The sequence below is a fragment of the Bradyrhizobium sp. STM 3566 genome (assembly GCF_045571445.1).
Taxonomy (GTDB): domain Bacteria; phylum Pseudomonadota; class Alphaproteobacteria; order Rhizobiales; family Xanthobacteraceae; genus Bradyrhizobium; species Bradyrhizobium vignae.
Window position 1 is genome coordinate 3207365 of record NZ_CP120692.1, and the last position, 24106, is coordinate 3231470.

Genomic DNA, 24106 nt, shown 5'->3' on the forward strand with positions numbered 1-24106 from the left:
TAGCAGTGTGACCGCCGTGTGGCGCGCGCGACGCCGCTTGTAACCGGCAAACTACGGAAATCCACGCCCTCGCCAATCCCGCCCAAATCGGAACGGGTTTTGCATCGAGAATATTCCGGGGTGCGCAGCCGCCGAGTCGCGGAACCGGTCTTTTGCCGCGATCTTGTATAACTATATGTGACGAAGGTTGTTGTTGCCTGACCGGGCGATGGCGATCATGATGGTGGGGGCCATAGAGGACGCGAATGCCGACTTTTTCCCAAAGCCTTGAACAATCCCTGCATCGTGCGCTGGCGATCGCAAACGAGCGTCATCACCAATACGCGACGCTCGAGCATCTTTTGCTCTCCTTGATCGACGACTCCGATGCAGCCGCCGTCATGCGCGCCTGTAGCGTCGATCTCGACAAGCTCCGTACGAGCCTCGTCAACTATCTTGAGACCGAATTCGAGAACCTGGTGACGGATGGCGCCGACGACGCCAAGCCGACCGCCGGCTTCCAACGCGTGATCCAGCGCGCGGTGATCCATGTGCAGTCGTCGGGTCGCGAAGAGGTGACCGGCGCCAACGTGCTGATCGCGATCTTCGCCGAACGCGAGAGCCATGCCGCTTACTTCCTGCAAGAGCAGGACATGACGCGGTATGACGCGGTCAATTACATCAGCCATGGCATCGCCAAGCGGCCCGGCGTCTCCGAGGCGCGTCCTGTGCGCGGCGTCGACGAGGAGACCGAGACCAAGGGCAACGAGGATGCCAAGAAGAAGGGCGAGGCGCTCGAGACCTATTGCGTCAACCTCAACAAGAAGGCGCGCGACGGCAAGATCGACCCGGTGATCGGACGCAACTCCGAGATCAACCGCGCGATCCAGGTGCTGTGCCGCCGGCAGAAGAACAATCCGCTGTTCGTCGGCGAGGCCGGCGTCGGCAAGACCGCGATCGCGGAAGGCCTTGCCAAGCGCATCGTCGACAGCGAGGTGCCGGAAGTGTTGGCGGCCGCGACCGTGTTCTCGCTGGATATGGGCACGCTGCTCGCCGGCACGCGCTATCGCGGCGACTTCGAGGAACGCTTGAAGCAGGTGCTCAAGGAGCTCGAGGCGCATCCCAATGCGATCCTGTTCATCGACGAGATCCACACCGTGATCGGTGCGGGCGCGACGTCGGGCGGGGCGATGGACGCTTCCAACCTGCTCAAGCCGGCGCTTGCCTCGGGCACGATCCGCTGCATGGGCTCGACGACCTATAAGGAATATCGTCAGCACTTCGAGAAGGACCGCGCTCTGGTGCGGCGCTTCCAGAAGATCGACATCAACGAGCCGACGGTCGAGGATGCCATCGCGATCCTCAAGGGCCTCAAGCCGTATTTCGAGGACTACCACCGGCTGAAGTACACCAATGAGGCGATCGAGGCCGCCGTGCAGCTCTCCTCGCGGTACATCCACGACCGCAAGCTGCCCGACAAGGCGATCGACGTGATCGACGAGTCCGGTGCGGCGCAGATGCTGGTTGCCGAGAACAAGCGCAAGAAGACCATCGGCATCAAGGAGATCGAGACCACGATCGCCTCGATGGCGCGGATTCCGCCGAAGAGCGTGTCGAAGGATGATGCCGAGGTGCTCAAGCATCTCGAGCAGACCCTGAAGCGCACCGTGTTCGGCCAGGACAAGGCGATCGAGTCGCTCGCCGCCTCGATCAAGCTGGCACGCGCGGGCCTGCGCGAGCCGGAGAAGCCGATCGGCTGCTACCTGTTCTCCGGACCCACCGGCGTCGGCAAGACCGAGGTTGCCAAGCAACTCGCGGCCGCGCTGGGCGTCGAGCTGCTGCGCTTCGACATGTCCGAATATATGGAGCGGCATACCGTGTCGCGCCTGATCGGCGCGCCTCCCGGCTATGTCGGCTTCGACCAGGGCGGCCTGCTCACCGATGGCGTCGACCAGCATCCGCATTGCGTGGTGCTGCTCGATGAAATCGAGAAGGCGCATCCGGACCTCTACAACGTGCTGCTCCAGATCATGGATCACGGCCGGCTCACCGACCACAACGGCAAGCAGGTCAACTTCCGCAACGTGATCCTGATCATGACCACCAATGCGGGCGCAGCGGATCTCGCCAAGCAGGCGTTCGGGTTCACCCGCTCCAAGCGCGAAGGCGACGACCACGAGGCGATCAACCGGCAGTTCGCGCCGGAATTCCGCAATCGTCTCGATGCCATCGTCTCGTTCGGCCATCTCAGCGTCGAGGTGATTGGCACGGTCGTGGAGAAGTTCGTGCTTCAGCTCGAGGCGCAGCTCGGCGACCGCGACGTCACAATCGAGCTGTCCGAAGAGGCCAAGGCCTGGCTGATCCAGCACGGCTATGACGAGCAGATGGGCGCACGTCCCATGGCCCGCGTGATCCAGGAGCACATCAAGAAGCCGCTGGCCGACGAGGTGCTGTTCGGCAAGCTGAAGGGCGGCGGCCACGTTCGCGTCGTTCTGGTCAAGGACGAGGCCGACGAGAGCAAGGAGAAGATCGGATTCGAGTTCGTTGAGGGTCCGGTTACGCCGAAGCAGGAGAAGCTCCCGGGCGCCCGCAAGCGCCCGCCGGGCAAGTCGAAGCCGGGCGGTCCTGGCGGCTCGAAGGGGCCGACCTCCAAGGGGCCGCTGGTCAAGGTTTGATCGGCGTGTGGTGAAATCGAAAAGGCCGGCTGAAGAGCCGGCCTTTTATTTTGGGTCGCAGTTGGCCCTACGTTCCGGCCTCTGGCGCTGCCGCCGGCGGCCTCGGCTTTCTCGGAGCGGCGGGCCGCGCGCGGGCAGGGGCCGACGGCTGCATCGTCACGATGACCGGATTGGGCTTGTGATCGGTCGCAGCCCCGGTCGCGGCGTCGACGCCCATGCCAACGACGCCGCCCAGCAGAAGATTGCCCGCGAATCCGGCGGCCCCGCTGGTCTGGACGTCCCGGCTGAGCGGCACGACTTGCGGCTCATACCCTTCCTTCTGGAAGGTGATCGAAATGTCGGCGTTTCGCTTGACGACCACGGAGCAGGGCGTCGTGCAGGTGGTCGGAACCTCCATTCCGCTGACCACGGCTTCCACGCCCGAAGGTGTCGATGAGATGCTGATGTTTTCCGTCGTACCGCGCGTAACGGACGCGCAGCCGCCAAGCATGACGCTGAGCGCCACTATTCCAAATGAACGCATGAAATGCCCCTTGTCCCGCGGCGAGTGGAGCGCAACCGGAGCGAGAGGGCAATACGTCAGGCGTCCAAATGGTTAAACCACGCACAGGTTGTGTGGGAGATACCGAGAAGGCGGCCGTGGCGCGCTCATTCCCCTTTCATCCGCTGTCCTTCCTGAACCCGGACATGCTCGGCGCCGCGCGCGCCCGCGGGTGACAAGCGCAGCATGCTGAGCAGCGCGCCGCACAGGGCAAAACCGACGCCGGCGAGCAGCGCGATCCTGGTGCCCTCCTGCGGGTAGCGGCCGAGCAACAGTGCGACCAGCGCCGCGCCGGTGGTTTGGCCGAGCAGGCGGGCGGTGCCGAGCATGCCGCTGGCGCCGCCGGAGCGCTGACGCGGGGCGGCGGCGATCATGGTGCGGTTGTTCGGCGTCTGGAACAGGCCGAAGCCAAAGCCGGCGAGGGCCATGCGCCAGACGACATCGACGGCGCTGGGCTCGGCCGGCAGCATCGCCAGCGAGGCGAGCCCGCCTGCGAACAGCAAAAGGCCAATGCCGCCGAGCAAGCCGGCCGGATAATGCTCGACGAGGCGCCCGGCGAGCGGGGCGGCGAACGTCACCGTGATCGGCCAGGGCGTGATCAGAAGGCCCATATGCACGGCTGAATAGCCGAACCGACTTTGGAGGTAGAACGGGATCGCGACGAAGGCGAGCATCTGGGCGCAGAACGAGGCGACCGAGGTCGCGATCGACAGGGCGAAGATCGGGATGCGCAGGAGATCGATCGGCAGCAGCGGCACAGCCATATGCGTCTCGCGCCAGATCAGGGCAGCGCCCGCGATCGCGGCGACGGCGAATTCGATCATGCAGGTGAGGAGCGGCTCGCCATGGCCGACGCTGTCGACGGCGAAAATGCCGACGCCGAAGGTGACGGCGCTCAGGCCCGCGCTCTGCCAGTCGAATGAATGCGCCGCCAGGCGCGTGTGCGGCAGGCAGCGGGCGCCGAGCGCAACTGCAACTGCACCGATCGGCACGTTGATCGCGAACAGCCAAGGCCAGCTTCCCACTGCCAGGATACCCGAGGCCAAGGTCGGCCCGATCGCGGCCGAGACCGCCACGACGAGCGCGTTGCGCGCGATGCCACGCCCAAGCAGCGCATGCGGATAGGTGAAGCGCACCAGCGCGGTGTTGACGCTCATGATGCCGGCCGCGCCAAAACCCTGTATGACGCGCGCGACGGTCAGCAGCGGCAGCGAGTGCGCGATGGCGCAAAGTGCGGAGGCAACGGTGAACAGCGCAAGTCCCGCCAGATAGACACGCCGATAGCCGACGATCTCGCCGAGCGAGGCCAGCGGCAGCAGCGAGATGGTGATCGCGAGCTGATAGCCGTTGACGATCCAGATCGAGAAGGCAGGGCTGGCATCGAGGTCGGCCGCGATCGTCGGCAGCGCCACATTGGCGATGGCGCCATCGATCACGGACATGGTGATGCCGAGCGCAATGGTGAGGATGGCCCATCGACGCTGCGGCAGCGGCAGGCCATCCGCCTGCTCGATGGTGACTGTCGACATTGTGAGCGGCGTCTGGTTTCGCGAATCGAACTCTGCCAGGTGGCCGAGTATTGCGCCAACAGGGCAGGACCGCGATAGTTCCGGAGCCGCAATTACCAGCGCGCGGTCGCCTTGCCCCAGACATAGAGGGCAATGAGCCCGAGTGTCACCGCCGTCGAGAAGACCAGGATGGTGCGATCGCGGTCGATCCGCGTCAATTCGGTGCGGTTGAGATTAAGCACCATGAACAGGGCCTTCATGGCAAATCGGCGCATCGGCAGCCAAGCGAGGGCCGCAGGGTGCCACGGCCGACGCAAGCGGGCTTGATGCAGCTCAAGTGTCCTACACCGCCGGCGGATTACGGTCGATGAAGGTCGTGCGCTGGTGCCAATAGGGATAGGGCAGCGTCACCTGGCTGGCGGCATCGAGCTTTGCGACCTGGTCCTTGGTCAAGGACCAGCCGACCGCGCCGAGATTTTCGCGCAGCTGGGTTTCGTTGCGCGCGCCGATGATCAGCGTCGAGACTGTGGGGCGCTGGAGTAGCCAGTTGAGCGCGATCTGCGAGACGCTCTTGCCCGTCTCCTTGGCGATCTCGTCGATTGCATCGACGACACGGTAGACGTGCTCGTCCGGCACGGGCGGGCCAAACTCGGCGGTCTTGGGCAGCCGGCTGACCTGCGGCTTCGGCTGACCACGCCGGATCTTGCCGGTGAGGCGTCCCCATCCAAGCGGCGACCAGACCACCGCGCCTAGGCCCTGGTCGAGGCCGAGCGGCATCAGCTCCCATTCGTAGTCGCGTCCGATCAGTGAATAGTAGGTCTGGTTGGCGACGTAGCGCGGGAAGCCGTGCTTGTCGGCAACGCCGAGCGACTTCATCAGGTGCCAGCCCGAGAAATTCGAGACGCCGACATAGCGGATCTTGCCGGCGCGCACGAGCACGTCGAGGGTGGCGAGCACCTCTTCGGGCGGGGTGAAGGCGTCGAAGCCATGGAGCTGGAACAGGTCGATATGGTCGGTGCCGAGCCGGCTCAGCGAACCGTCGATGGCGGCGAGCAGGTGCTGGCGCGACGAGCCGATGTCGTTAGGGCCGTCACCGAAGCGGAACGACGCCTTGGTCGAGATCAGGACCTTGTCGCGGCGACCCTTGATGGCTTCGCCGAGCACCCGCTCGGACTCACCGAGCGAATAGACATTCGCTGTGTCGAACATCGATACGCCGGCCTCGAGACAGATGTCCAGAAGGCGCCGCGCTTCGGTCGCGTCCGTCGTGCCCCAAGCAGCGAGGCGGCCGACGCCACCGAAGGTGCCGGTGCCGAGACTCAACGCGGGCACCATGAGGCCCGACCGGCCCAAGCGTCGGTATTCCATCGATTGGCTCCTTGGCTGGCCGCTGATTGATCACTGCGGCTCGGTGCCAAAGGATACCGCAAGCAGGCGCCGCGTCCTATCACGTGCGCACATAGCGGCCTTGCCTGAGAGCGGCCTAATCGTGCAGGCGCATGTCGTCGAATGCTGCATTGGCAACGTGCGAGCCGGGTGTCTTCACCAAGGATTGAGCTTCGAGCCTTGTTGCGGGCCCAGGGAAGCACGCTGGTTCGCTGTCACGCGTTTGCCGCGGCAGGAGCGTCAGGCTCCAGCCCACCAGGACCAGCACCGCGAGCCGGAGTGCGATCACACCCAGCAACAGCTCCGATCCGCCTATGGTGTGGTGAGTCCTCATGTGCGCCAGCCTGATCCAGGCCGCCAGGCAAGACAATCTGGAATTGGCGAGCATTGCCTTCGCTCGAAGCGAAGGCTCGTGGTGATAGCTGACTGGAACGAGATCTCAATGCCGCAGCTGCTCGGGGCGTCAGCCAAGCTGCGGCTCTATCACGAGGTGACAGTGGCAGCCGCCGCCGACGAACAATTCTTCGAATATCTGAACTGTCACCCAAAGACGGGGATGCTGGCGGCCGTGAACACCGCCGGCGCCGAGCAAGTCCGGATGCGCCGCGCAGATGTGGTGCGCGCCGGCATCCCGCAGCTCGGCCTCGCTGCCATAGCCGTAGAGCACGCCGATGGCGGTCATGCCGTTGGTGCGGGCGCCGACCACGTCATGGCTGCGGTCGCCGATCATGATCGCGTTGTTCGCATCGACCTTCGTCTCGTCCAGCGCATAGCGGAGCAGGTCGCGCTTGTCGACGCGCGTGCCGTCGAGCTCGGAGCCGAACACGCGCTCGAAATACGGTTTCAGTCCGAAATGATCGACGATGCGCGTGGCGTAGACGGCGGGCTTGCTGGTCGCGACGAACATGCGCTGACGTGTCGCTGCGAGCGATGACAATGTGTCCGCAATTCCGCTGTAAGCCTCGTTCTCGAACAGGCCGATATCGCTGAAGCGCTCGCGATAGAGCAGGAGCGCGCGGTCGGCGAGCTCATCGGTTCCGGTGAGTTTTCTCAGGCTCGCAAGCAGCGGAGGGCCGATGCACCAGGTCAGTTCGTCCTCGCTCGGCACCGAAACCCCGAGCCGCTCCAACGCATACTGGATCGAGCGAGTGATCCCGGGCTTAGGGTCGGTCAGCGTTCCGTCGAGATCAAAAAAGATTGTCACCATCAGGCGGGACCTGCGTTGATACTGCCGTATGTTGCTAGTTGGCTGGGGTTCCAAGTCAAGGTCCGATTTATCCGATTGCGACGATGCCATGCGAATAGCTCGGGTTATCGCTGTCTTGTGCCTGGCCCTCGTGCTGTCGCCGGCGCTCGCAGAGGAGACGTCGCCTCCCGACGTACCTGCGAAGGCCGAGGGACCAGCGAAGCCGGTGGAAAAGCCGAATGACGCCCGCGAGAGTGACACGCGGGAGTCGATCTGCTTGATCGTGGAGGCGGCGGCACGCGACAACGACCTGCCGCTGGAGTTCTTCGCCCGCGTGATCTGGCAGGAAAGCCGCTTCCACGCCGATGCGGTCGGGCCCATGACGCGCAGCGGCGAGCACGCGCAGGGGATCGCGCAGTTCATGCCGGGCACCGCGAGCGAGCGCGGACTGCTCGATCCCTTCAATCCGGTGCAGGCGTTGCCGAAATCGGCGGAGTTTCTGAACGAGCTGCGCAACCAGTTCGGCAATCTCGGCCTGGCGGCCGCTGCCTACAATGCGGGGCCGCGCCGGGTGCAGGAATGGCTCGATGGCACCGGCGGAATGCCGGAGCAAACCCGCAACTACGTTTACGCAATCACCGGCACCAGCGTCGATGCCTGGGCCAAGGCGGGCAGCACCGGCAAGGGACCGCCGAGTTCGCCGCCGACGAGCTGCCGTGATCTGATGGCGTTGCTCAAGCGTGCTCCCAACCCGTTCGTCGCCGAGCTCGAGCAGCATGTGGAGCTTGCCGCCGCAAAGGTCTGGGGGGTGCAGCTCGCGGCCGGCTTCGACCGCAACAAGGCGTTGGCGATGTATTCCCGGGCCGTCACGAAACTGAGCGCCGTGATCGGCGAGCGTGATCCGAGCCTGCTGAGCTCGGTGATGCGCAGCCGCGGCACGCGTGCGTTCTACCAGGTGCGCATTGGTGCGGATACCCGGGCCGAGGCGGATGATCTGTGCAACCGCATCCGCAAGGCGGGTGGCGCCTGCTTCGTTCTGAGGAATAGGGGTGTGAGGGGGTAGGCACTCCCGTCATTCCGGCGCGCGACGAAGAGCTTCGGAATCCATCGTGCAGCGATCTCTGTGGCGCAATGGATTCCGGGTTCGCGCCAAGGCGCGCCCCGGAATGACCGCGGTGGGTGTTTCACGCATGCCAGCCCCGCCGCGGACTTCCTTGACGCAGACCGCCGTACTGCCCGTTATGCGGGCACGATTCCTCACCCGGCCAAAACTCCCGTGGCGCTTCCTCCGCTCGATTCCCCTCAATGGCAAAGCCCGTGGCGCGCCTTTGCGTGGGGATTGCGCTCGATCACGCAGACGATCCTCACCGTCGTCCTGTTCGTGACCTATCTCGGCATCGGCGCGCTGGCTCATGACACCCATTTCAGCCTGATCTGGGCGCTCTGCTCGACGCTGTTCGTCTGGGCGGGGCCGGCGCAGATCATCTTGATCACCACGCTCGGCTCGGGCGCCACCATCGTCCAGTCGGCGATCGCGGTGACCGTCAGCGCCATCCGCCTGTTTCCGATGGTGGTCTCGGTGCTGCCGCTGATGCGCACGCCGAAGACGAAACGGCGCGAGCTGATCTTCGCCGCGCACCTCACCGCGGTGACGCTGTGGGTCGAGTGTCATCGCTTCCTGCCGCAGGTGCCGCGCGAGCGGCGGATCGCCTTCGTCCACGGGCTCGGCTGCGGCCTGGTCTCGGTGTGCCTCACCGCCAATACGGTCGGCTATTTCCTCGCCGCCAACCTGACGCAGACGCTTGGTGCGGCGATCCTGCTGCTCACACCGCTTTCGTTCCTGTTCTCGACCGCACGCAACAGCCGCGAGGTTGCTGATGTCGTGGCGCTGACACTCGGGATACTGCTTTATCCGCTGGCGGCGAAGATGAACTCGGGTCTCGACATCCTCGTGAGCGGCACGGTGGCGGGCACGATCGCCTATGGTGTGCATTGGTGGCGGGAGGTGCGCGCGTGAGTCTTGCGCAAGCGATCGGGGACTGGCACGCGCTCGCCGTGCTGTTCGTCGCCGGCGTCGTTCCCAACCAGATCTGGCGCATGCTGGGCCTGTGGTTCGGCGGCGGCATCGACGAGGGCTCCGAGCTATTGGTCTGGGTGAGGGCGGTCGCCACCGCGATCCTGGCCGGCGTCATCGCACAGATCGTGGTCGAGCCGCCCGGGGCGCTTGCGAGCGTACCCGATATCCTGCGCTATGGTGCGGTCGGCGCCGGGCTCGTCGTCTTCCTGCTGACGCGCCGTTCGATCTTTGCGGGTGTGGTCACGGGCGAAGTCTTCATGCTGGCCGGCAAGTGGTGGTTGGGCTAAAACCGCCGGCGAACAGTAGGGATGGACATATGGTTCGCGAACAGGAGCTCCGCGAGGGCGAGGTCGCTATCGAGCTGCCGCCGACGCAAGATGCCGGACTCGTCTTCATCGGCCGTATCCGCACGCCCTGGACATCGCGGCTGGAGACGCCGCGGCAGGGGCGTCAGGACGGCCCGATATGCCGCCTCGAGATCTTCGAGCCGTTCGTGCCGGCCATCAAGGGCGTCGATTTCTACAGCAATCTCGAAGTGCTCTATTGGCTCGACAAGTCGCGCCGGGACATCATCCTGCAGAGCCCGAAGAACAACGAGAAAACGCGCGGCACGTTCTCGCTGCGCTCGCCGGTGCGGCCCAATCCGATCGGCACCTCGATCGTGAAGCTGGTCGGTATCGAGGGCAACGCGATCCTGGTGCGCGGGCTCGACTGTATCGACAATACGCCGCTGATCGATATCAAGCCGGATCGTTGCGAGTTCACGCCGCTGGCTGCGCCGCAGAAGGGCGATTTCGAGACCGAGTGAGGAGCGCTCCGCTCTAATCCCGTCATTGCGAGGAGCTCTTGCGACGAAGCAATCCAGACTGCCTCCGTGGAGGGATTCTGGATTGCTTCACGGGGCCTGTCATCGGGCCGCGCTTGGCGCGGACCCGTTGGCTCGCAATGACGATGGATGCGGCGCCGCCTACCCCGCCTTCAGCGCCGCGGTCAGCTTCGCCGCGTGCTCTCGCAGCACCTTGTCGTCTTCCTTGCGGCTCGCCGGCGGCAGCATGGCGACGCCGTCGTGGCGCGGCATCACGTGCATGTGGAGATGAAACACCACCTGTCCGCCGGCAGGCTCGTTGAACTGCTGCACGGTGATGCCGTCGGCCTCGAACGCCTTCATCGCCGCGGCGGCGATCCTGTGCGCACCGCGGGCGACATGGGCGTAGTCGTCCGGTTTGATGTCGAGGATGTTGCGGGCAGCGACCTTCGGGATCACCAGCGTGTGACCGGGTACGCGCGGCATGATGTCGAGGAAGGCGAAGACGTGCTCGTCCTCGTACACCTTGTAGCAGGGCAGTTCGCCGCGCAGGATCTTTGCGAAGATGTTGTTGGCGTCGTAGGCGGTCATGATGGCTCCTCGGCGGCTCCTCGAGATTTTGCGCTTACTGTCACCAGCAGCGGCGAGGCGTCAAGGCGCCTCGTCGCCGCCTTTGCGGAACGGACCGAGCTCGGCGAGCTCACGCCCGGCCTCCGCGACATAGGCGCGCTCGCGCTTGAGGTAATCATCGATGGCGCGGCGCAGTCCGGGATCGGCGATGAAATGGGCGGAATGGGTGGTGCGCGGCAGGTAGCCGCGCGCGATCTTGTGCTCGCCCTGCGCGCCGGCCTCAACATGCTTCAGGCCGTGTCTGATTGCGAAGTCGATCGCCTGATAATAGCAGACCTCGAAATGCAAGAACGGATGATGCTCGACCGCGCCCCAGTTGCGGCCGAACAGCGTGTCCGAGCCGATGAAGTTGATGGCGCCCGCGATCCAGCGATTGTTGCGGCGGGCCATCACCAGCAGCACATCCTCGCTCATGGTTTCGCCGATCAGCGAGAAGAACTCGCGCGTGAGATAGGGGCGGCCCCATTTACGCGAGCCGGTCTCCATGTAGAATTCGAAGAAGGCGTCCCACGCATCCTCGGTGATGTCTTTTCCCGTGAGCCAGTGGATCGTGATGCCGGCGGCCAGCGCATCGCGCCGCTCGCGCTTGATCGACTTGCGGTGGCGGGAGTTCAGCGTCGCCAGGAAATCGTCGAAGCTCGTAAAACCCTCGTTGTGCCAGTGGAACTGCTGGTCGGTGCGCTGGAGGAAGCCGTGCTCGGCGAGCAGCTTCCATTCGTCCTCGCGCGCGAAGGTAACATGCACGGATGAGGCTTTGCTGACGCCGCACAGCGCCACCAGCCCGCTCGCCAGCGCGTCTGTGATGCGCTCGCGGTCGACACCGTCGCGAACCAGCAGCCGCGGTCCCGTTGCCGGGGTGAAGGGAACTGAGACCTGAAGCTTCGGATAATAGCGTCCGCCGGCGCGCTCATAGGCATCCGCCCAGCCGCGGTCGAAGACGTATTCGCCTTGCGAGTGCGATTTCAAATAGCAGGGCACAACGCCGGCGACGCGGCCGTCGAGCTTGGCCACGAGGTGGCGCGGCCCCCAGCCGGTGCGGATCGTTGCCGAACCCGATTTCTCGGCCGCGGAAAGAAACGCGTGCGAGACGAACGGGTTATAGGCGGGTCTTGAGAGCCCGAGAGAATCGCCTGGAGGAGCGGATGAGGTTCCCGCGCCATGACCGTTGCAAGCCTTCTCGTTAAAGGTCTTGCCGGGGTTGGCGCAGGCGTCCCAATCCTCGGGCGAGATGTCGCCAATGGACGGTACGGCCTCGAGCGTAATTTCGGATGATGCCATTGCGCCCAAGATCGTGCATTGCAGCAGCGACTTCAAGGGGCGGGAACACAGGTCGGGCGGTCGCCACCGCCGTCATTGCGAGCCAACGGGTCCGCGCGAAGCGCCCGATGACAGGCTCCGCGAAGCAAATCCAGACTGTTTCCGCGAAGGGATCCTGGATTGCTTCGTCGCAAGTGCTCCTCACAATGACGAGGAGGGAGGGGCGCCCTATGGCACGAACCCCTCGAAGATCATCTGGTCCGCATAGCGCCCAACCCGGGTCCGCTGCTCTGGCGTGCGCACGGTCCAGCCGAGCAGGGCGCAGCCGAAGACGTTGCGGGCGATCCAGGGGGCGGGGGCCGGGAGGTGGTCGACCTTGAAGGCGACGAAGTGCGGCTGGGTCTGCAAGCCGTGCCGCAGGTAGAGCATGCTGTCGCGCTGCTTCTGCGTGAGCTTGGCCCAGTACTCGTCCTCATAGGTCCGCTGCGCGACGATGCCGCGCGGGCGGTCGGGCAACAGCTCGCGCAGCGCGAGCACCTGGTCGGGATCGAAGGACATGCCGACCGCCGGGCCATCATAGGACGCCAGCACCTCCGCCATTCGCTTCACCAACTTGCGGTCACCGCCAAAGTGGCTCTTCACCTCGATCACCAGCGGCACGCGGCCGGCGACGAGGGCGCAGAGGTCGGACAGCGACATCATTCGCTCGTCCGTGTCCTTGAATTTGAGGGCTTTCAGCTCCGCGGCGGTTTTCGAGATGACCTCGCCGGTGGCCTCCGTGAGGCGGCCGAGCGCATGGTCGTGATGCACCATGGCCTCGCCGTCGGCGGAGAGCTGGATGTCGACCTCGACCGAGAAATTGCCTGTGATCGCAGCCTGCACCGCGCCCGGCATGTTCTCGACGATGCCGCGCGAAATGTCATGCAGGCCGCGATGGGCGACCGGCCGGGCTGTCAGCCAATCGGGAGCGCGCATGCGCGTCAGGCGACCTCGAACACGCCTTCGACCTCGACCGCCGCATCCGCAGGCAGCGAGGCGACCCCGACGGTGGTCCGGGCATGGCGGCCCTTGTCGCCGAAGGCGGCAACCATCAGGTCGGAGGCGCCGTTGAGCACCTTCGGCCCGTCCAGGAAGTCCGGCGCCGAGTTGATGAAGCCGCCGAGGCGCACCACGCGCACGACCTTGTCGAGATCGCCGAGCGCTGCCTTGACCTGGGCCAGCAGGTTGACGGCGCAGCCGCGCGCGGCGGCCGCACCGTCTTCGATGGAGACGCCCGCGCCGAGCTTGCCCTTGGCGATCAGCTTGCCGGCGGGGTCGAAGCAGACCTGGCCGGAGACGAACAGCAAGTTGCCGGTGCGCACGAACGGGACGTAGTTGGCGACGGGGGTGGGAGCCTCATGTAGCCTGATGCCCTGTTCCGCCAGTTTCTGCTCGACCGTGCCCACCATGTCCGACCTCGTTGTCCAAAAATCATTGCCCCCGGCGCGTCCGTTAGAACGCCGGGCGCGACCTGTTTCGCCCATCGTGCCGCCACATGCAAGCAACCCAACCAGACCGGGGCTGCGTTTTGTTGAGGCGGAGCAGCAGGTTCAGCGCGAGTGCCGCAACTTTACGTGAAATGGCCTCAGTTGCGACGCAATGGAACGGTCATTAAAATGTCGAATCTGCGCTTTCCTCAGGGAACAGACATGGTGCACCTTTTCCGGACTTCGCTCGGTGTGATGGCGCTCGCCGCGGCCAGTGTCGGCCTTGGTGGCGGGGCTCTGGCCGCCAACGGTCCGTTTCTCGCGCACCAGGCGCTCTATGACCTCAGCCTCGTCAAATCGCGCTCCAATTCGGTCAACAGCGCACGCGGCCGGATTCTTTACAACTTCACGGGCAGCGCCTGCGAGGGCTACACCTCCGAGTTCCGTCAGGTCTCCGAGCTCGACAGCGGCGAGGGCAAGGTCACGCTCAGCGACCTCCGCTCCAATTCCTGGGAGGACGCCGCGGGAAAGAGCTACCGCTTCAAGATCGAAACGCGCATGAACGAGGCGGATGCCGGCCGCGTCGACGGCTCGGCCGAGCGCGACGGCGACCATATCAATGTGAAGCTGAAGCTGCCGGCACCGAAGACCTTCACCCTCGACGGCAAGATCGTATTCCCGACCGAGCAGATCCAGCGCATCATCGCCGCAGCCAAGGAGGGCAAGTCGCTGCTCGAGCTCTCCGTCTATGACGGCTCCGACGACGGCCAGAAGGTCTACAACACGCTGACCGTGATCGGCCAGCCGATCCCCGCCGACCGCGCCACGCCGTCCGATCCGTCGATCTCGGACGAGCATATGAAGTCGCTGAAGCGTTGGCCTGTCACCGTCAGCTATTTCGACCGCGACGCCCAGCAGAAGGAGGGCGAGCAGACCCCGGTCTACGCGATGTCGTTCGAGCTCTACGAGAACGGCGTCTCGCGCCAGCTCGTGCTCGATTACAACGATTTCGTCATCTCCGGCGCGATGGGCAAGTTCGACGTGAAGGACAGCAAGCCCTGTAATTGAGGGGCAGTCTCTCTTCCGTCAATCCAACGGGTCCGCGCGAAGCGCGGCCCGATGACAGGCTCCGCGAAGCAATCCAGAGTCCGTCCGCGGGAAGATTTTGGGGTGCTTCCTCGCTTCGCTCCTCGCAATGACGGGGCTGGCTCTCCGCTTACTCCCCAGCTACGCTCGACAACCACGGAACTCAGGGAGGCAACCCGATGCCCAAGCTCGACCATCTCCGCCCCAGCGGACTGCATCACAATCCCGCTTATTCCCACGTCGTCACTGCCACGGGTGCGCGCACGATCTACATCTCCGGCCAGGTGTCTGTGGACGAGGAGGGGCGGATCGTCGGCGAGGGCGATATCGCGGCGCAGACGACGCAGGTGATGCAGAATCTCGGCCTCGCGTTGAAGGCGGCCGGCGCGAGCTATGCGAATATCGTCAAGATCACGACTTTCGTGGTGAACTACAAGCCGGAGTTGCGTCCAGTCATCGGCAAGGCTCGCTCCGCCTTCTTCGAAGGCATGGAGCCGCCGGCATCGACGCTCGTTGGCGTCTCCGCGCTCGCTGCACCGGAGTGGCTGATCGAGATCGAGGCGGTGGCCGTCGCGGATTGACTCCGTAGCCCGGATTGCGCTGCCAGCGTAATCCGGGCTACGAATGCTTCGCTTCTGACATCTCTCGTAGCAGCACCATCGCTTTATCGGCCAGGTCGGCAGGCACGAAGAGAGATCGTGATGAAAGGCCGACACGGCGTTCACGCTGATGCCGGCTTCGGCCAGACGCGTCGTGATTGCAGCCAGGAAGCCCACCGCATCGAGCGCGGAGTGAACTGACAAGGTGATCAGGCGCGATGGAAATTCATGGCGTAGTCCGGCGCGTTCGGCCTCCTCGTGCAGGATCACCAGCGTTGTTCCTTCGCGCTCCCGGAACGTCAGCATCGGGTGAATGGTGGCTGGAATGCTCGCACCCGGTGCAAGCGTGCAAAACACGAAGATGCCGTCCAGGATCTCCGGCTTCATGCTAGTCAGCAGTGCGTCGAGATCGCGTTCGCCTGTCACGGTGCCAGTCCCGAGATCGTTTGAGCGCCTGCGAAGCTATCTGCGCCAGGGGCTGTAGAAGTCACAAGCAACATACCTTTGTATATCTCCTCTAATCCTTCTCATGCGCTGACCTTACGCTGGTACAATTGAGCGACGGCGGCAGATTCTTACAATTCGAGTCCGCTCGGGTCACTGCGAAGAGGCTCAAATGAACGTCGTCATTCGGAAGCTCAACGGCTTGTGGCACCTCATCGTCGGGTCTTGTCAGATCCGAACGCCGTTCCTGGAAACCCAGGATCGACAGTTGGTCGTTCAGTATGCCCGGCGCGCCTATCCGGGTGCACGGATCTTCGAACGCGACTGACTAAAGCAGACTAGATCACTCCTGCGCCTTCTCCGGCCCTTCATACGCAATGCCGCGGATCACCGCGGTGCTGCCGAACTTCTTGCGCAGGCTGTCGACCGCACGTTCGGCGTGAGCGGCGCGGCGGTCGAGCATGTCGGTGTCGTCGCTCGTTGATCCCTCGCGCAGCGCGCTGACGCCGGCGCCCATCAGGCGGAAGGCGGTGCCGTCGATCTCTTTCGCCAGCATCTCGCGGCAGATCGAGAAGATCTTTGCGGCAAGCTGCGTCGGCGCTGCGATCGACTGCGAGCGGGTGCGCTGGCGAAAATCGGCGGTCTTCAGCTTCAGCGTGACGGTCGAGCCGGCAAGCTCGCTGTTCTTGAGCCGCGACGACGTTTTCTCGCACAGCCGCCACAAGATCTTCTCCAGCGTTGCGAAATCGCGGATGTCGGTCTCGAAGGTGGTCTCGCTGGAAATGGTCTTGGCGCCGCGATCAGGCTCGACGCGACGGTCGTCGATGCCGCGCGCGAGCCGCCACAGCCTGCGGCCGTCGCTCGGAAACTGCCGCATCATCTCGATCTCGTCGGCCTTCTGCAGGTCGGCGATGACGCGGAAGCTGCGCTGCACGAGGCGTTCCTGCGTGGCGGGGCCGACGCCGAAGATGAAGCCGACCGGCTTTTCCGCCAGCATCGAACGCGCTTCCTCCCGATCGAGCGCGGCAAAGCCACGGGGCTTGTCGAGATCGGAGGCGATCTTGGCCAGGAACTTGTTGCAGGACAGGCCGACCGAGACGGTGATGCCGATGTCGCGCTCGACGTCGCCGGCAAAGCGAGCCAGCACCTTTGCCGGGATCATGCCGTGCACCCGTTCAGTGCCGGAGAGATCGAGGAAGGCCTCATCGATCGAGAGCGGCTCGACCAGAGGCGTCAGCGCCTGCATGGCCTGCCGCACCGCGCGGCCGACCCGGACATATTTCGCCATATCCGGGCGGATCACGGTCGCATGCGGGCAGGCCTCCAACGCCCTGAACATCGGCATGGCCGAGCGCACGCCATAGGTGCGCGCGATGTAGCAGGCGGCCGATACCACGCCGCGTTTCCCCCCGCCGATGATGACGGGCTTGTCGGCGATTTCAGGGTTGTCGCGCTTCTCGACCGCTGCGTAGAAGGCGTCGCAGTCGATATGGGCGATGCTCAGGCCTGCCAGTGCGCGGTGGCGGACGAGGCGAGGGGATCCGCAGGCGGAACAGCGTCGCACCCCCATATCCAGGTCGGCCAGACAATCCCGGCAGAAGCAGCGGGGCCCGGCCGCCTCTGGGTCGCTCACGGCACGTCGCGCTCCCAGGAGGGGTCGCCGAGCGCGTCGCCGAGCACCTGCCGCGCTGCGGCGACGTTGGTCGGATGCAGTTCCGCGGAGCTGGCAAAGGCCTTCACCGTGGCATCGTCGCGCAGCACGAAATCGAGCACGCTGAGCAGGAAGTTCGGGTCCGCGGCGGCATTGCGGAGGGTCTCCGGACCGACCCCCGTCTCGGCCAGGAACAGGCCCAGCCGCTCGGGCTCGCCGGCGATGAAGGACAGGGCCTGAATCGCAACGATTTCAGCGACTTCGCGGGGGTTGTGAACAGGCTTTTTCACGGGGACGGTTTGCCTTTCCGTTAACTTTCGGTCTCTAATTTGGAATCATCATGCCCGAGTCTCGTCCTCAAGTCTTCCGGCCCCAGACAAGCAACTGGAAACCACACTGCAGAAAGTCGGCCCTCGGGTTTAACGAAACTCAAGCGAATCTGAGGCTAGTTTGAATCCAGTTTTCGAAACGCCGGGAAGCGGCGTCTGAGGCGTCACATGTACCGGTCCTTCGGACCAATCAGGAGGGCGGGATGGCTAAGACCGTCCTGATCGTGGAAGACAACGAGCTCAACATGAAGCTCTTCCGCGACCTGTTGGAGGCGCACGGCTACCAGACCACAGGCACCAGCAACGGCTACGAGGCGCTCGACCTCGTTCGCAAGATGCGGCCCGACCTCGTGCTGATGGATATCCAATTGCCGCAGGTCTCCGGGCTCGAGGTGACGCGCTGGATCAAGGACGATCCGGAGCTGCGTACCATTCCCGTCGTCGCGGTCACGGCCTTCGCGATGAAGGGCGACGAAGAGCGCATCCGCGAGGGCGGCTGCGAAGCTTATTTATCCAAACCGATCTCGGTCGGGAAATTCATTGAGACGGTCCGGCGTTTCATCGGATAGGAAGTGAGTTCACAGTGTCCGCGCGTATCCTGGTCGTCGACGACGTCCCCGCCAACGTCAAGCTGTTAGAGGCCCGCCTCTCCGCCGAATATTTCGACGTGATGACCGCCTCGAACGGCACCGAGGCGCTGGCGATCTGCCACCGCGCCGAATGCGACATCATCCTGCTCGACGTGATGATGCCGGACATGGACGGTTTCGAAGTTTGCCGCCGCCTCAAGACCGATCCGGCCACGCATCACATCCCGGTCGTGATGGTTACCGCGCTCGACAGTCCCGCCGACCGCAATCGCGGGCTGGAAGCGGGCGCCGACGATTTCCTCACCAAGCCCGTCTCTGATGTCGTGCTGATCGCGCGCGTGCGCTCGCTGACGCGGCTGAAGATGATGACGGATGAGCTGCGCATGCGCGCCATCACGTCGCTCGAGATCGGCATGCAGGCGCCCGAGCGCAGCGCCGTCGCCGATACCGGCAAGGGCGGCCGCATCCTCCTGGTCGACGACCGCGAGTCCTCGTACGAGCGGCTGGCGACGATCCTCGCCGCCGAGCACACCATCGACGTCGAGCCGAATCCGACTGAGGCGCTGTTCCACGCCGCAGAGGGCAATTACGATCTCCTGATCGTCTCGCTCGACCTCAACAATTTCGATGGCCTCAGGCTCTGCAGCCAGGCGCGCTCGCTGGAGCGCACGCGCCACGTGCCGATCCTGGCGATCGCCGACCCCGAGAACTCGACGCGGCTGCTCCGGGGCCTGGAGATCGGCGTCAACGACTATTTGCTGCGCCCCATCGACAAGACCGAGCTCCTGGCGCGCGCCCGCACCCAGATCCGCCGCCGCCGTTACACCGACCATCTGCGCGACAACGTGCAGAACTCGATCGAGATGGCGATCACCGATGCGCTCACCGGCCTGCACAATCGCCGCTACATGGAGAGCCATCTGGCAACGCTCGCCGAGCAGGCCGCGACCCGCGGCAAGCCGCTGGCGCTGATGATCCTGGACATCGACTACTTCAAGTCGATCAACGACAATTACGGCCACGATGCCGGCGACGACGTGCTGCGCGAGTTCGCGGTGCGCGTGCGCAAGTCGATCCGCGGCATTGATCTGGCCTGCCGCTACGGCGGCGAGGAGTTCGTCATCGTGATGCCCGAGACCGATCTCCACGTCGCCGGCATGGTCGCCGAGCGCCTGCGCCGCTCGATCGCGGGCGAGCCGTTCGCGATCCACAAAGGGGCCAAGCGCATCGAGGTCACGATCTCGATCGGCCTGACCACGCTGGAGCAGAAGGGCGAGGCGGTCGCCGACGTCCTCAAGCGCGCCGACACCGCGCTCTACCGCGCCAAGCACGACGGCCGCAATCGCGTGGTGTCGCACGCGGCGTGAGCGGCCGCCCGCAAAGTTTGCGAAAACAACCCCATGCACAGTAGCCGGCGCGAGCCGGATCAATGGGTTACGCAGGTGGCGCGATGGCTTGCGTCGGCGGCAGCGTCATTTGACCCGTCGGGCAAAACAGGAGCATATTGGTAGGGTCGCGGCGGTGCCACAAACGCCGCTGTCATTCCCCGCGAAAGGCGGGGAATCCAGTACGCCGCGGCGTCTCGGTTCCAGCCTCGCTGTCTCGGAATACTGGATCACCCGCCTTCGCGGGTGATGACACCGAATAGGGCGGTGGCAGTGATCATTGTGGCGCGCGCTTGCGCCCCTTCACCTGCTTCACCGCATCGCCGCCCACATCCACCCCCGCATTCCGCAACAGCACCTTCGCAGCTTCCTTCGCGGCCCTTGCCATCGCGGGGTCATCACGCACGAGGTCCTGCGCGATGGAGCCGTCGACCAGCAGCACGAGCTGCGTCGCGAGCGCCTCAGCGTCGCGAACGCCGAGCTCGGTCAACCGCTCGCGAAACCAGAGGCGGCGGCTTTCCTTGAAGGCGATGGCGATCTTCTTCACGGCGCGGTCGGCGGGGCCGAGCTCGGCGACCGCGTTGACGAACGGGCAGCCGCGAAAATCCTTGGCCGCAAAGCGCCGCTCCAGCGAATCGAAGGTGGCGAGGATCTGCTCGGCTGGCGGCTTGTCGGAAGGGCGTGCGCTTACGAAGCGGCGCTCGAGGTACGCCGCGATCAGGGCGTCCTTGGACGGGAAATGGTTGTAGAGCGTGCGCTTGGAGATGCCGATCTCGGCCGCGATGGTGTCGACGCCGATCGCGCGAATGCCTTTCAGATAGAACAGCTTGTCGGCGGTCTCGAGGATCCGCTCTTTCATCGTCTGTGGTTTGGGCGGGGGAGCCATGCGGTGGCGCGCGTCCTGTTCGCTTGACAGCATCCGGCGTTCATAGCCTAAGTAAACAGGTCTGTGTAACCAAAATCAACGGCAAAAGCAGACGTCGGCACGCGTGCCGCGCCCAAAAGGGAGAAGAAGAATGCCCCTGTTGCAGGTCCTGCGTCCGACATTGCCGATCCTGATCGGCGCCTCGATCATGCTGACGCTGAGCATGGGGCTGCGGCAGTCGCTCGGCATCTTCATGCAGCCGCTGACGCATGACATTCACATTTCGATCTCGGATTTCACGCTGGCGCTGGCCGTGCAAAACCTTGCCTGGGGCTTCCTCCAGCCGCTCGCCGGCGCGATGACGGTGCGCTACGGCTTCCGTCCGATCATGATCGTGGGCGCGCTGATGTACATCGTGGGCCTCGCGCTGATGGCGACCGCGCACGGCATGATCAGCATCATGATCGGCGCCGGCGTGCTGATCGGGACGTCGCTGGCCTGCACCGCAGCGGCGATCGCGATGTCGGTCGCGGCGCGCGCGGTCCCCGAGACGGTGCGCTCCACGGTGCTCGGCATCGTCTCCGGCGCGGGCTCGCTCGGCGCGCTGCTGTCGGCGCCGATCGGGCAGATGCTCAACGAGGGCTTTGGCTGGCGCATCGGGCTGGCCGGTTTCGTCATCATGTCGGTGCTGATGATCCCCGCCGCATGGTACGCCGGGCGCGTCGACCAGATCCCGCTGCCCAAGCCGGCGGCCGACGAGATCGACGATGCCACGGCCGCGACGGCTGCGAAAACCGCGTTCGGCAACGTGTCCTTCGTCGTGATGACCTGCGCCTATCTCGTCTGCGGCATGCAACTCGTCTTCCTGACCACGCATCTGCCGTCCTATCTTGCGATCTGCGGCCTCGATCCGATGCTGAGCGCGCAGACGCTCGGCATGATCGGCGGCTTCAACGTGCTCGGCTCGCTGTTCTTCGGCTGGGCGGGCCAGCGCTGGAACAAGCTGGCGCTGCTTGGCGGCATCTACATCCTGCGCTCGCTGGCGCTCGCCGGGTATTTCATGCTGCCGGCGACGCCGTTCTCGACGCTGCTGTTCGGCGCCATCATGGGCTTCTTGTGGATGGGCGTCGGCCCGCTGGTCGCCGGCGCGGTCGCCGAGATGTTCGGCTTGCGCTGGCAGGCGATGATCCAGGGCCTCGCCTTCATGAGCCACCAGATCGGCAGCTTCCTCGGTGCCTATGGAGGCGGGCTGCTCTACGACGCGCTCGGCTCCTACACCATGGCCTGGCGAATCGGCGTGGCGCTCGGCCTTGCCGGCGGCATCGTGCAGGTGGCGTTCGCGCTGGTCAGGCGGTCGCAGCCGCCGGTATTGCGGACGGCGTAAGGCGAGCGTGCGCTTGCTATCGTCAGCTTGCGAGGTTCGAGCGGACGCCGCGTTGGTTGGTTCGTGATGGGCCGCTTGCGGGAGAGGTGAACGAGCCGCGGCAATCGATTCAACCTGAAGTCATTCCGCCCTAGCCGGATAGGGCAAGACACGATGAGATTGGATCAATCGCCATCGCGCTTCAGGTTGTTGTATGCGCAGACGCGGCGCCATCGTGTTTGCTCCCCGTTCCGACACGTGCGGCTTGGCCACCTGTTTCGGCGCATCGACATTTGTGGTTGCGCAATCGAAGATTGAGGCGACCACTGCCCAATCGATTGGCCAAGGCGGTCAGGAGAAAGTGGAGCACGTCAATTCGTTCTCGTGCCCCGGACGCAGCGCAGCGCTCGAAGCGGAGCGGCTGGGCCTGATATCAAACCGCCGCCCTTCGAGGGCCGCTGAAACCTCAGGGGCCGCCAAAAGAAAACGGGGCCCGCAAGGGCCCGCAAAACTTCAACGCTTCGCCGATCTTACTTGATCTTGGCTTCGCGGAATTCGACGTGCTTGCGCGCGACCGGATCGTACTTCTTCTTGACCAGCTTGTCGGTCATGGTGCGCGAATTCTTCTTGGCGACGTAATAGAAGCCGGTGTCGGCCGAGGACACGAGCTTGACCTTGATGGTGACCGCTTTGGCCATGTTCTGAACCTCAGAGAATTGGGGAATCTCGAGCCGGCCAATCGGCCCGCGTTGGCCGGCAACCTAGCCAGAAACCGCCTGATGTCAAGGTTTTACGCCCGGAAAACCGCTCAAATCGGCCCGATCAGGCCTCGAAGAAGCGGTTTTTCGGCCGCGGCAGGCCCAGATTCTCCCTCAAAGTGGCCCCTTCATACTCTTTGCGGAAAATCCCGCGCCGCTGCAGCTCCGGGACGACCTTGTCGACGAAATCGTCGAGGCCGGCGGGGAGGAACGGGAACATGATGTTGAAGCCGTCGGAACCGCGCCCGACCAGCCATTCCTCCATCTGGTCGGCGATCGTTTTGGCGGTGCCGACGAAGGACAGCCCGCCATAGCCGCCGACGCGCTGGGCGAGCTGACGCACGGTGAGCTTCTCACGGGCGGCGAGATCGATCATGCGTTGGCGGCCGCTCTTGCTGGCATTGGTCTCGGGGATCTCGGGGAGGGGGCCGTCAGGATCGAAGCCGGAGGCATCGGTGCCGAGGATGACGGAGAGCGAGGCGATGGCGCTGTCGTAATGCACGCGGCTGTCGAGGAGCGCGCGCTTTTCCTTGGCTTCATCGACGCTGTCGCCGACCACGACGAAGGCTCCGGGCAGGATCTTGAGGTGCTCCGGATCGCGGCCGACCTTTTCCATACGGCCCTTGATGTCGGCATACAGCTTCTGTCCGTCGGCGAGGCTGCCGCCGCCGGTGAACACGGCTTCAGCCGTTTCGGCGGCGAGCTGCTTGCCGTCTTCGGAGGCACCAGCCTGCACGATCACCGGCCAGCCCTGCACGGGGCGGGCGATGTTGAGGGGACCGCGCACTTTGAAGTATCTGCCCTTGTGATCGAGCACGTGCATCTTCGCGGGATCGAAGAACAGGCCGCTCTCGACGTCGCGCACGAAGGCATCGTCGGCGAAGGAATCCCAGAGGCCAGTGACGACGTCGTAGAACTCGCGGGCGCGCTTGTAGCGCTCGGCGTGCTCCATGTGGTCGTCGAGGCCGAAATTCAGCGCCGCGTCCGGGTTCGAGGTGGTGACGATGTTCCAGCCTGCGCGGCCGCCGCTGAGATGGTCGAGCGAGGCGAAGCGGCGCGCGACGTGATAAGGCTCGTCGAAGGTGGTCGAGCCCGTCGCGATCAGGCCGATGCGGTCGGTGACCGCCGAGAGCGCCGACAGCAGCGTGAACGGCTCGAACGAGGTCACGGTGTGGCTGCGCTTGAGCGCGTTGATCGGCATGTTCAGCACGGCGAGGTGATCGGCCATGAAGAAGGCGTCGAACTTGCCGGCCTCGAGCTTTTGGATCAGCTGCTTGATGTGGCCGAAGTTGAAATTGGCGTCGGGCCAGGCCCCGGGATAGCGCCAGGCGCCGGTGTGGATAGAGATCGGGCGCATGAACGCGCCAAGCTTGAGTTGCCGTTGTGCCATCGCCCCGTATCCGTTCTGGGTGTCGTTCGCAAAGACATAGGCACGCCTGGGAACTGCGCCATTGGGGGAGGCGGGAAGAATTTTTTGTTTTTCGATCAACTCTCAGCACGTTCGCGTCATTCCGGGGCGCCGCGTC

The 24106-nt window shown here is 64.7% G+C and carries 25 protein-coding genes and 3 pseudogenes; 12 read left to right on the top strand and 16 right to left on the bottom strand.

The annotated features are described in order from the left end of the window. Window positions 1–245: 245 nt before the first annotated feature. Entirely contained in the window at window positions 246–2654 is a 2409-nt protein-coding gene (gene clpA, locus P6U27_RS15400; protein ID WP_122402848.1) for an ATP-dependent Clp protease ATP-binding subunit ClpA, read from the top strand. A gap of 67 nt (window positions 2655–2721) precedes the next feature. Here clpA and P6U27_RS15405 read toward each other — a convergent pair whose 3' ends face one another. The 5 genes from P6U27_RS15405 to P6U27_RS15425 form a co-directional block, all read right to left on the bottom strand. Beyond that, complete coding sequence (locus P6U27_RS15405) at window positions 2722–3177, bottom strand: PEGA domain-containing protein (RefSeq protein WP_162500240.1); 456 nt, start codon at window positions 3175–3177, stop codon at window positions 2722–2724. 125 nt (window positions 3178–3302) lie between these two features. After that, on the bottom strand, window positions 3303–4724 hold the full coding sequence (locus tag P6U27_RS15410) for an MFS transporter (RefSeq protein WP_122402850.1): 1422 nt from the start codon (window positions 4722–4724) through the stop codon (window positions 3303–3305). Window positions 4725–4816: 92 nt separating this feature from the next. After that, window positions 4817–4963, bottom strand: a complete 147-nt coding sequence (locus P6U27_RS15415) for a hypothetical protein (RefSeq protein ID WP_162500034.1) — start codon at window positions 4961–4963, stop codon at window positions 4817–4819. 82 nt (window positions 4964–5045) lie between these two features. Beyond that, the gene (locus P6U27_RS15420) at window positions 5046–6071 is read right to left on the bottom strand and encodes an aldo/keto reductase (protein WP_122402851.1); all 1026 of its coding nucleotides are present in this window, start codon (window positions 6069–6071) and stop codon (window positions 5046–5048) included. A gap of 115 nt (window positions 6072–6186) precedes the next feature. Then, on the bottom strand, window positions 6187–6477 hold the full coding sequence (locus tag P6U27_RS15425) for a hypothetical protein (RefSeq protein WP_244607979.1): 291 nt from the start codon (window positions 6475–6477) through the stop codon (window positions 6187–6189). A 66-nt stretch (window positions 6478–6543) separates the two neighbouring features. On the opposite strand from P6U27_RS15425, the pseudogene P6U27_RS15430 reads away from it, so the two are divergent. Next, window positions 6544–6675, top strand: a pseudogene (locus P6U27_RS15430) (phenylacetaldoxime dehydratase family protein); the annotation flags it as partial. Here P6U27_RS15430 and P6U27_RS15435 read toward each other — a convergent pair. Beyond that, window positions 6673–7296, bottom strand: a pseudogene (locus tag P6U27_RS15435) (HAD family hydrolase); the annotation flags it as partial. The pseudogenes P6U27_RS15430 and P6U27_RS15435 overlap by 3 nt on opposite strands. 88 nt (window positions 7297–7384) lie before the next feature. On the opposite strand from P6U27_RS15435, the gene P6U27_RS15440 reads away from it, so the two are divergent. The 4 genes from P6U27_RS15440 (at window position 7385) to tsaA (ending at window position 10160) form a co-directional block, all read left to right on the top strand. Continuing rightward, the gene (locus P6U27_RS15440) at window positions 7385–8338 is read left to right on the top strand and encodes a transglycosylase SLT domain-containing protein (RefSeq protein ID WP_122402853.1); all 954 of its coding nucleotides are present in this window, start codon (window positions 7385–7387) and stop codon (window positions 8336–8338) included. 213 nt (window positions 8339–8551) lie between these two features. Continuing rightward, entirely contained in the window at window positions 8552–9292 is a 741-nt protein-coding gene (locus P6U27_RS15445; protein ID WP_122402854.1) for an AzlC family ABC transporter permease, read from the top strand. Continuing rightward, window positions 9289–9639 carry an AzlD domain-containing protein gene (locus P6U27_RS15450; RefSeq protein ID WP_122406622.1) on the top strand — a complete coding sequence of 117 codons (351 nt, stop codon included), beginning with the start codon at window positions 9289–9291 and terminating at the stop codon, window positions 9637–9639. Before P6U27_RS15445 ends, P6U27_RS15450 begins: the two co-directional genes overlap by 4 nt. 29 nt (window positions 9640–9668) lie before the next feature. After that, entirely contained in the window at window positions 9669–10160 is a 492-nt protein-coding gene (gene tsaA, locus P6U27_RS15455) for a tRNA (N6-threonylcarbamoyladenosine(37)-N6)-methyltransferase TrmO (RefSeq protein WP_129143237.1), read from the top strand. A gap of 159 nt (window positions 10161–10319) precedes the next feature. Here tsaA and P6U27_RS15460 read toward each other — a convergent pair whose 3' ends face one another. The 4 genes from P6U27_RS15460 to P6U27_RS15475 form a co-directional block, all read right to left on the bottom strand. Next, window positions 10320–10748: an HIT family protein gene (locus tag P6U27_RS15460; RefSeq protein ID WP_122402856.1), complete on the bottom strand. Its 429-nt coding sequence runs from the start codon at window positions 10746–10748 to the stop codon at window positions 10320–10322. A 60-nt stretch (window positions 10749–10808) separates the two neighbouring features. Then, window positions 10809–12065 (bottom strand): GNAT family N-acetyltransferase, encoded by a 1257-nt coding sequence (locus tag P6U27_RS15465; protein ID WP_122402857.1) that lies wholly within the window; start codon window positions 12063–12065, stop codon window positions 10809–10811. Window positions 12066–12272: 207 nt separating this feature from the next. Next, a complete protein-coding gene (locus P6U27_RS15470; RefSeq protein ID WP_122402858.1) occupies window positions 12273–13019 on the bottom strand; it encodes a glycerophosphodiester phosphodiesterase in 747 nt (248 codons plus the stop codon). Window positions 13020–13024: 5 nt separating this feature from the next. Continuing rightward, the gene (locus P6U27_RS15475) at window positions 13025–13492 is read right to left on the bottom strand and encodes a RidA family protein (RefSeq protein ID WP_122402859.1); all 468 of its coding nucleotides are present in this window, start codon (window positions 13490–13492) and stop codon (window positions 13025–13027) included. 240 nt (window positions 13493–13732) lie between these two features. Here P6U27_RS15475 and P6U27_RS15480 point away from each other — a divergent pair, with 240 nt between their 5' ends. Together P6U27_RS15480 and P6U27_RS15485 are read left to right on the top strand one after the other, a co-directional pair. Then, the gene (locus P6U27_RS15480) at window positions 13733–14578 is read left to right on the top strand and encodes a cell envelope integrity EipB family protein (RefSeq protein WP_160118821.1); all 846 of its coding nucleotides are present in this window, start codon (window positions 13733–13735) and stop codon (window positions 14576–14578) included. Window positions 14579–14775: 197 nt separating this feature from the next. Beyond that, the gene (locus tag P6U27_RS15485) at window positions 14776–15177 is read left to right on the top strand and encodes a RidA family protein (RefSeq protein ID WP_122402861.1); all 402 of its coding nucleotides are present in this window, start codon (window positions 14776–14778) and stop codon (window positions 15175–15177) included. A gap of 37 nt (window positions 15178–15214) precedes the next feature. Here P6U27_RS15485 and P6U27_RS15490 read toward each other — a convergent pair. Further along, a pseudogene (locus P6U27_RS15490) lies at window positions 15215–15621 on the bottom strand (ACT domain-containing protein). A gap of 190 nt (window positions 15622–15811) precedes the next feature. On the opposite strand from P6U27_RS15490, the gene P6U27_RS15495 reads away from it, so the two are divergent. After that, window positions 15812–15967: a hypothetical protein gene (locus P6U27_RS15495; RefSeq protein ID WP_008548553.1), complete on the top strand. Its 156-nt coding sequence runs from the start codon at window positions 15812–15814 to the stop codon at window positions 15965–15967. A gap of 15 nt (window positions 15968–15982) precedes the next feature. Here the strand turns inward: P6U27_RS15495 and P6U27_RS15500 are convergent, their stop codons facing one another. Then, the gene (locus P6U27_RS15500; RefSeq protein WP_245163376.1) at window positions 15983–17209 is read right to left on the bottom strand and encodes a DNA polymerase IV; all 1227 of its coding nucleotides are present in this window, start codon (window positions 17207–17209) and stop codon (window positions 15983–15985) included. A 59-nt stretch (window positions 17210–17268) separates the two neighbouring features. Continuing rightward, window positions 17269–17580, bottom strand: coding sequence for a DUF3572 domain-containing protein (locus tag P6U27_RS15505; RefSeq protein WP_122402863.1), 312 nt, complete (start codon window positions 17578–17580; stop codon window positions 17269–17271). 242 nt (window positions 17581–17822) lie between these two features. On the opposite strand from P6U27_RS15505, the gene P6U27_RS15510 reads away from it, so the two are divergent. Both P6U27_RS15510 and P6U27_RS15515 read left to right on the top strand, forming a co-directional pair. Continuing rightward, window positions 17823–18188: a response regulator gene (locus P6U27_RS15510; protein WP_027573612.1), complete on the top strand. Its 366-nt coding sequence runs from the start codon at window positions 17823–17825 to the stop codon at window positions 18186–18188. Window positions 18189–18202: 14 nt separating this feature from the next. Next, a complete protein-coding gene (locus P6U27_RS15515; protein ID WP_122402864.1) occupies window positions 18203–19576 on the top strand; it encodes a PleD family two-component system response regulator in 1374 nt (457 codons plus the stop codon). Between the two features lie 295 nt (window positions 19577–19871). Here P6U27_RS15515 and P6U27_RS15520 read toward each other — a convergent pair whose 3' ends face one another. Next, a complete protein-coding gene (locus P6U27_RS15520; RefSeq protein ID WP_162500585.1) occupies window positions 19872–20480 on the bottom strand; it encodes a TetR/AcrR family transcriptional regulator in 609 nt (202 codons plus the stop codon). A 130-nt stretch (window positions 20481–20610) separates the two neighbouring features. Between P6U27_RS15520 and P6U27_RS15525 the strand changes: the two genes are divergently transcribed. After that, window positions 20611–21843 carry an MFS transporter gene (locus P6U27_RS15525; RefSeq protein WP_122402866.1) on the top strand — a complete coding sequence of 411 codons (1233 nt, stop codon included), beginning with the start codon at window positions 20611–20613 and terminating at the stop codon, window positions 21841–21843. A gap of 509 nt (window positions 21844–22352) precedes the next feature. On the opposite strand, the gene rpmG is transcribed toward P6U27_RS15525, so the two are convergent. After that, entirely contained in the window at window positions 22353–22520 is a 168-nt protein-coding gene (gene rpmG / locus P6U27_RS15530) for a 50S ribosomal protein L33 (RefSeq protein WP_007603295.1), read from the bottom strand. A 124-nt stretch (window positions 22521–22644) separates the two neighbouring features. Continuing rightward, on the bottom strand, window positions 22645–23970 hold the full coding sequence (locus P6U27_RS15535) for an LLM class flavin-dependent oxidoreductase (RefSeq protein ID WP_122402867.1): 1326 nt from the start codon (window positions 23968–23970) through the stop codon (window positions 22645–22647). Window positions 23971–24106: the final 136 nt, after the last annotated feature.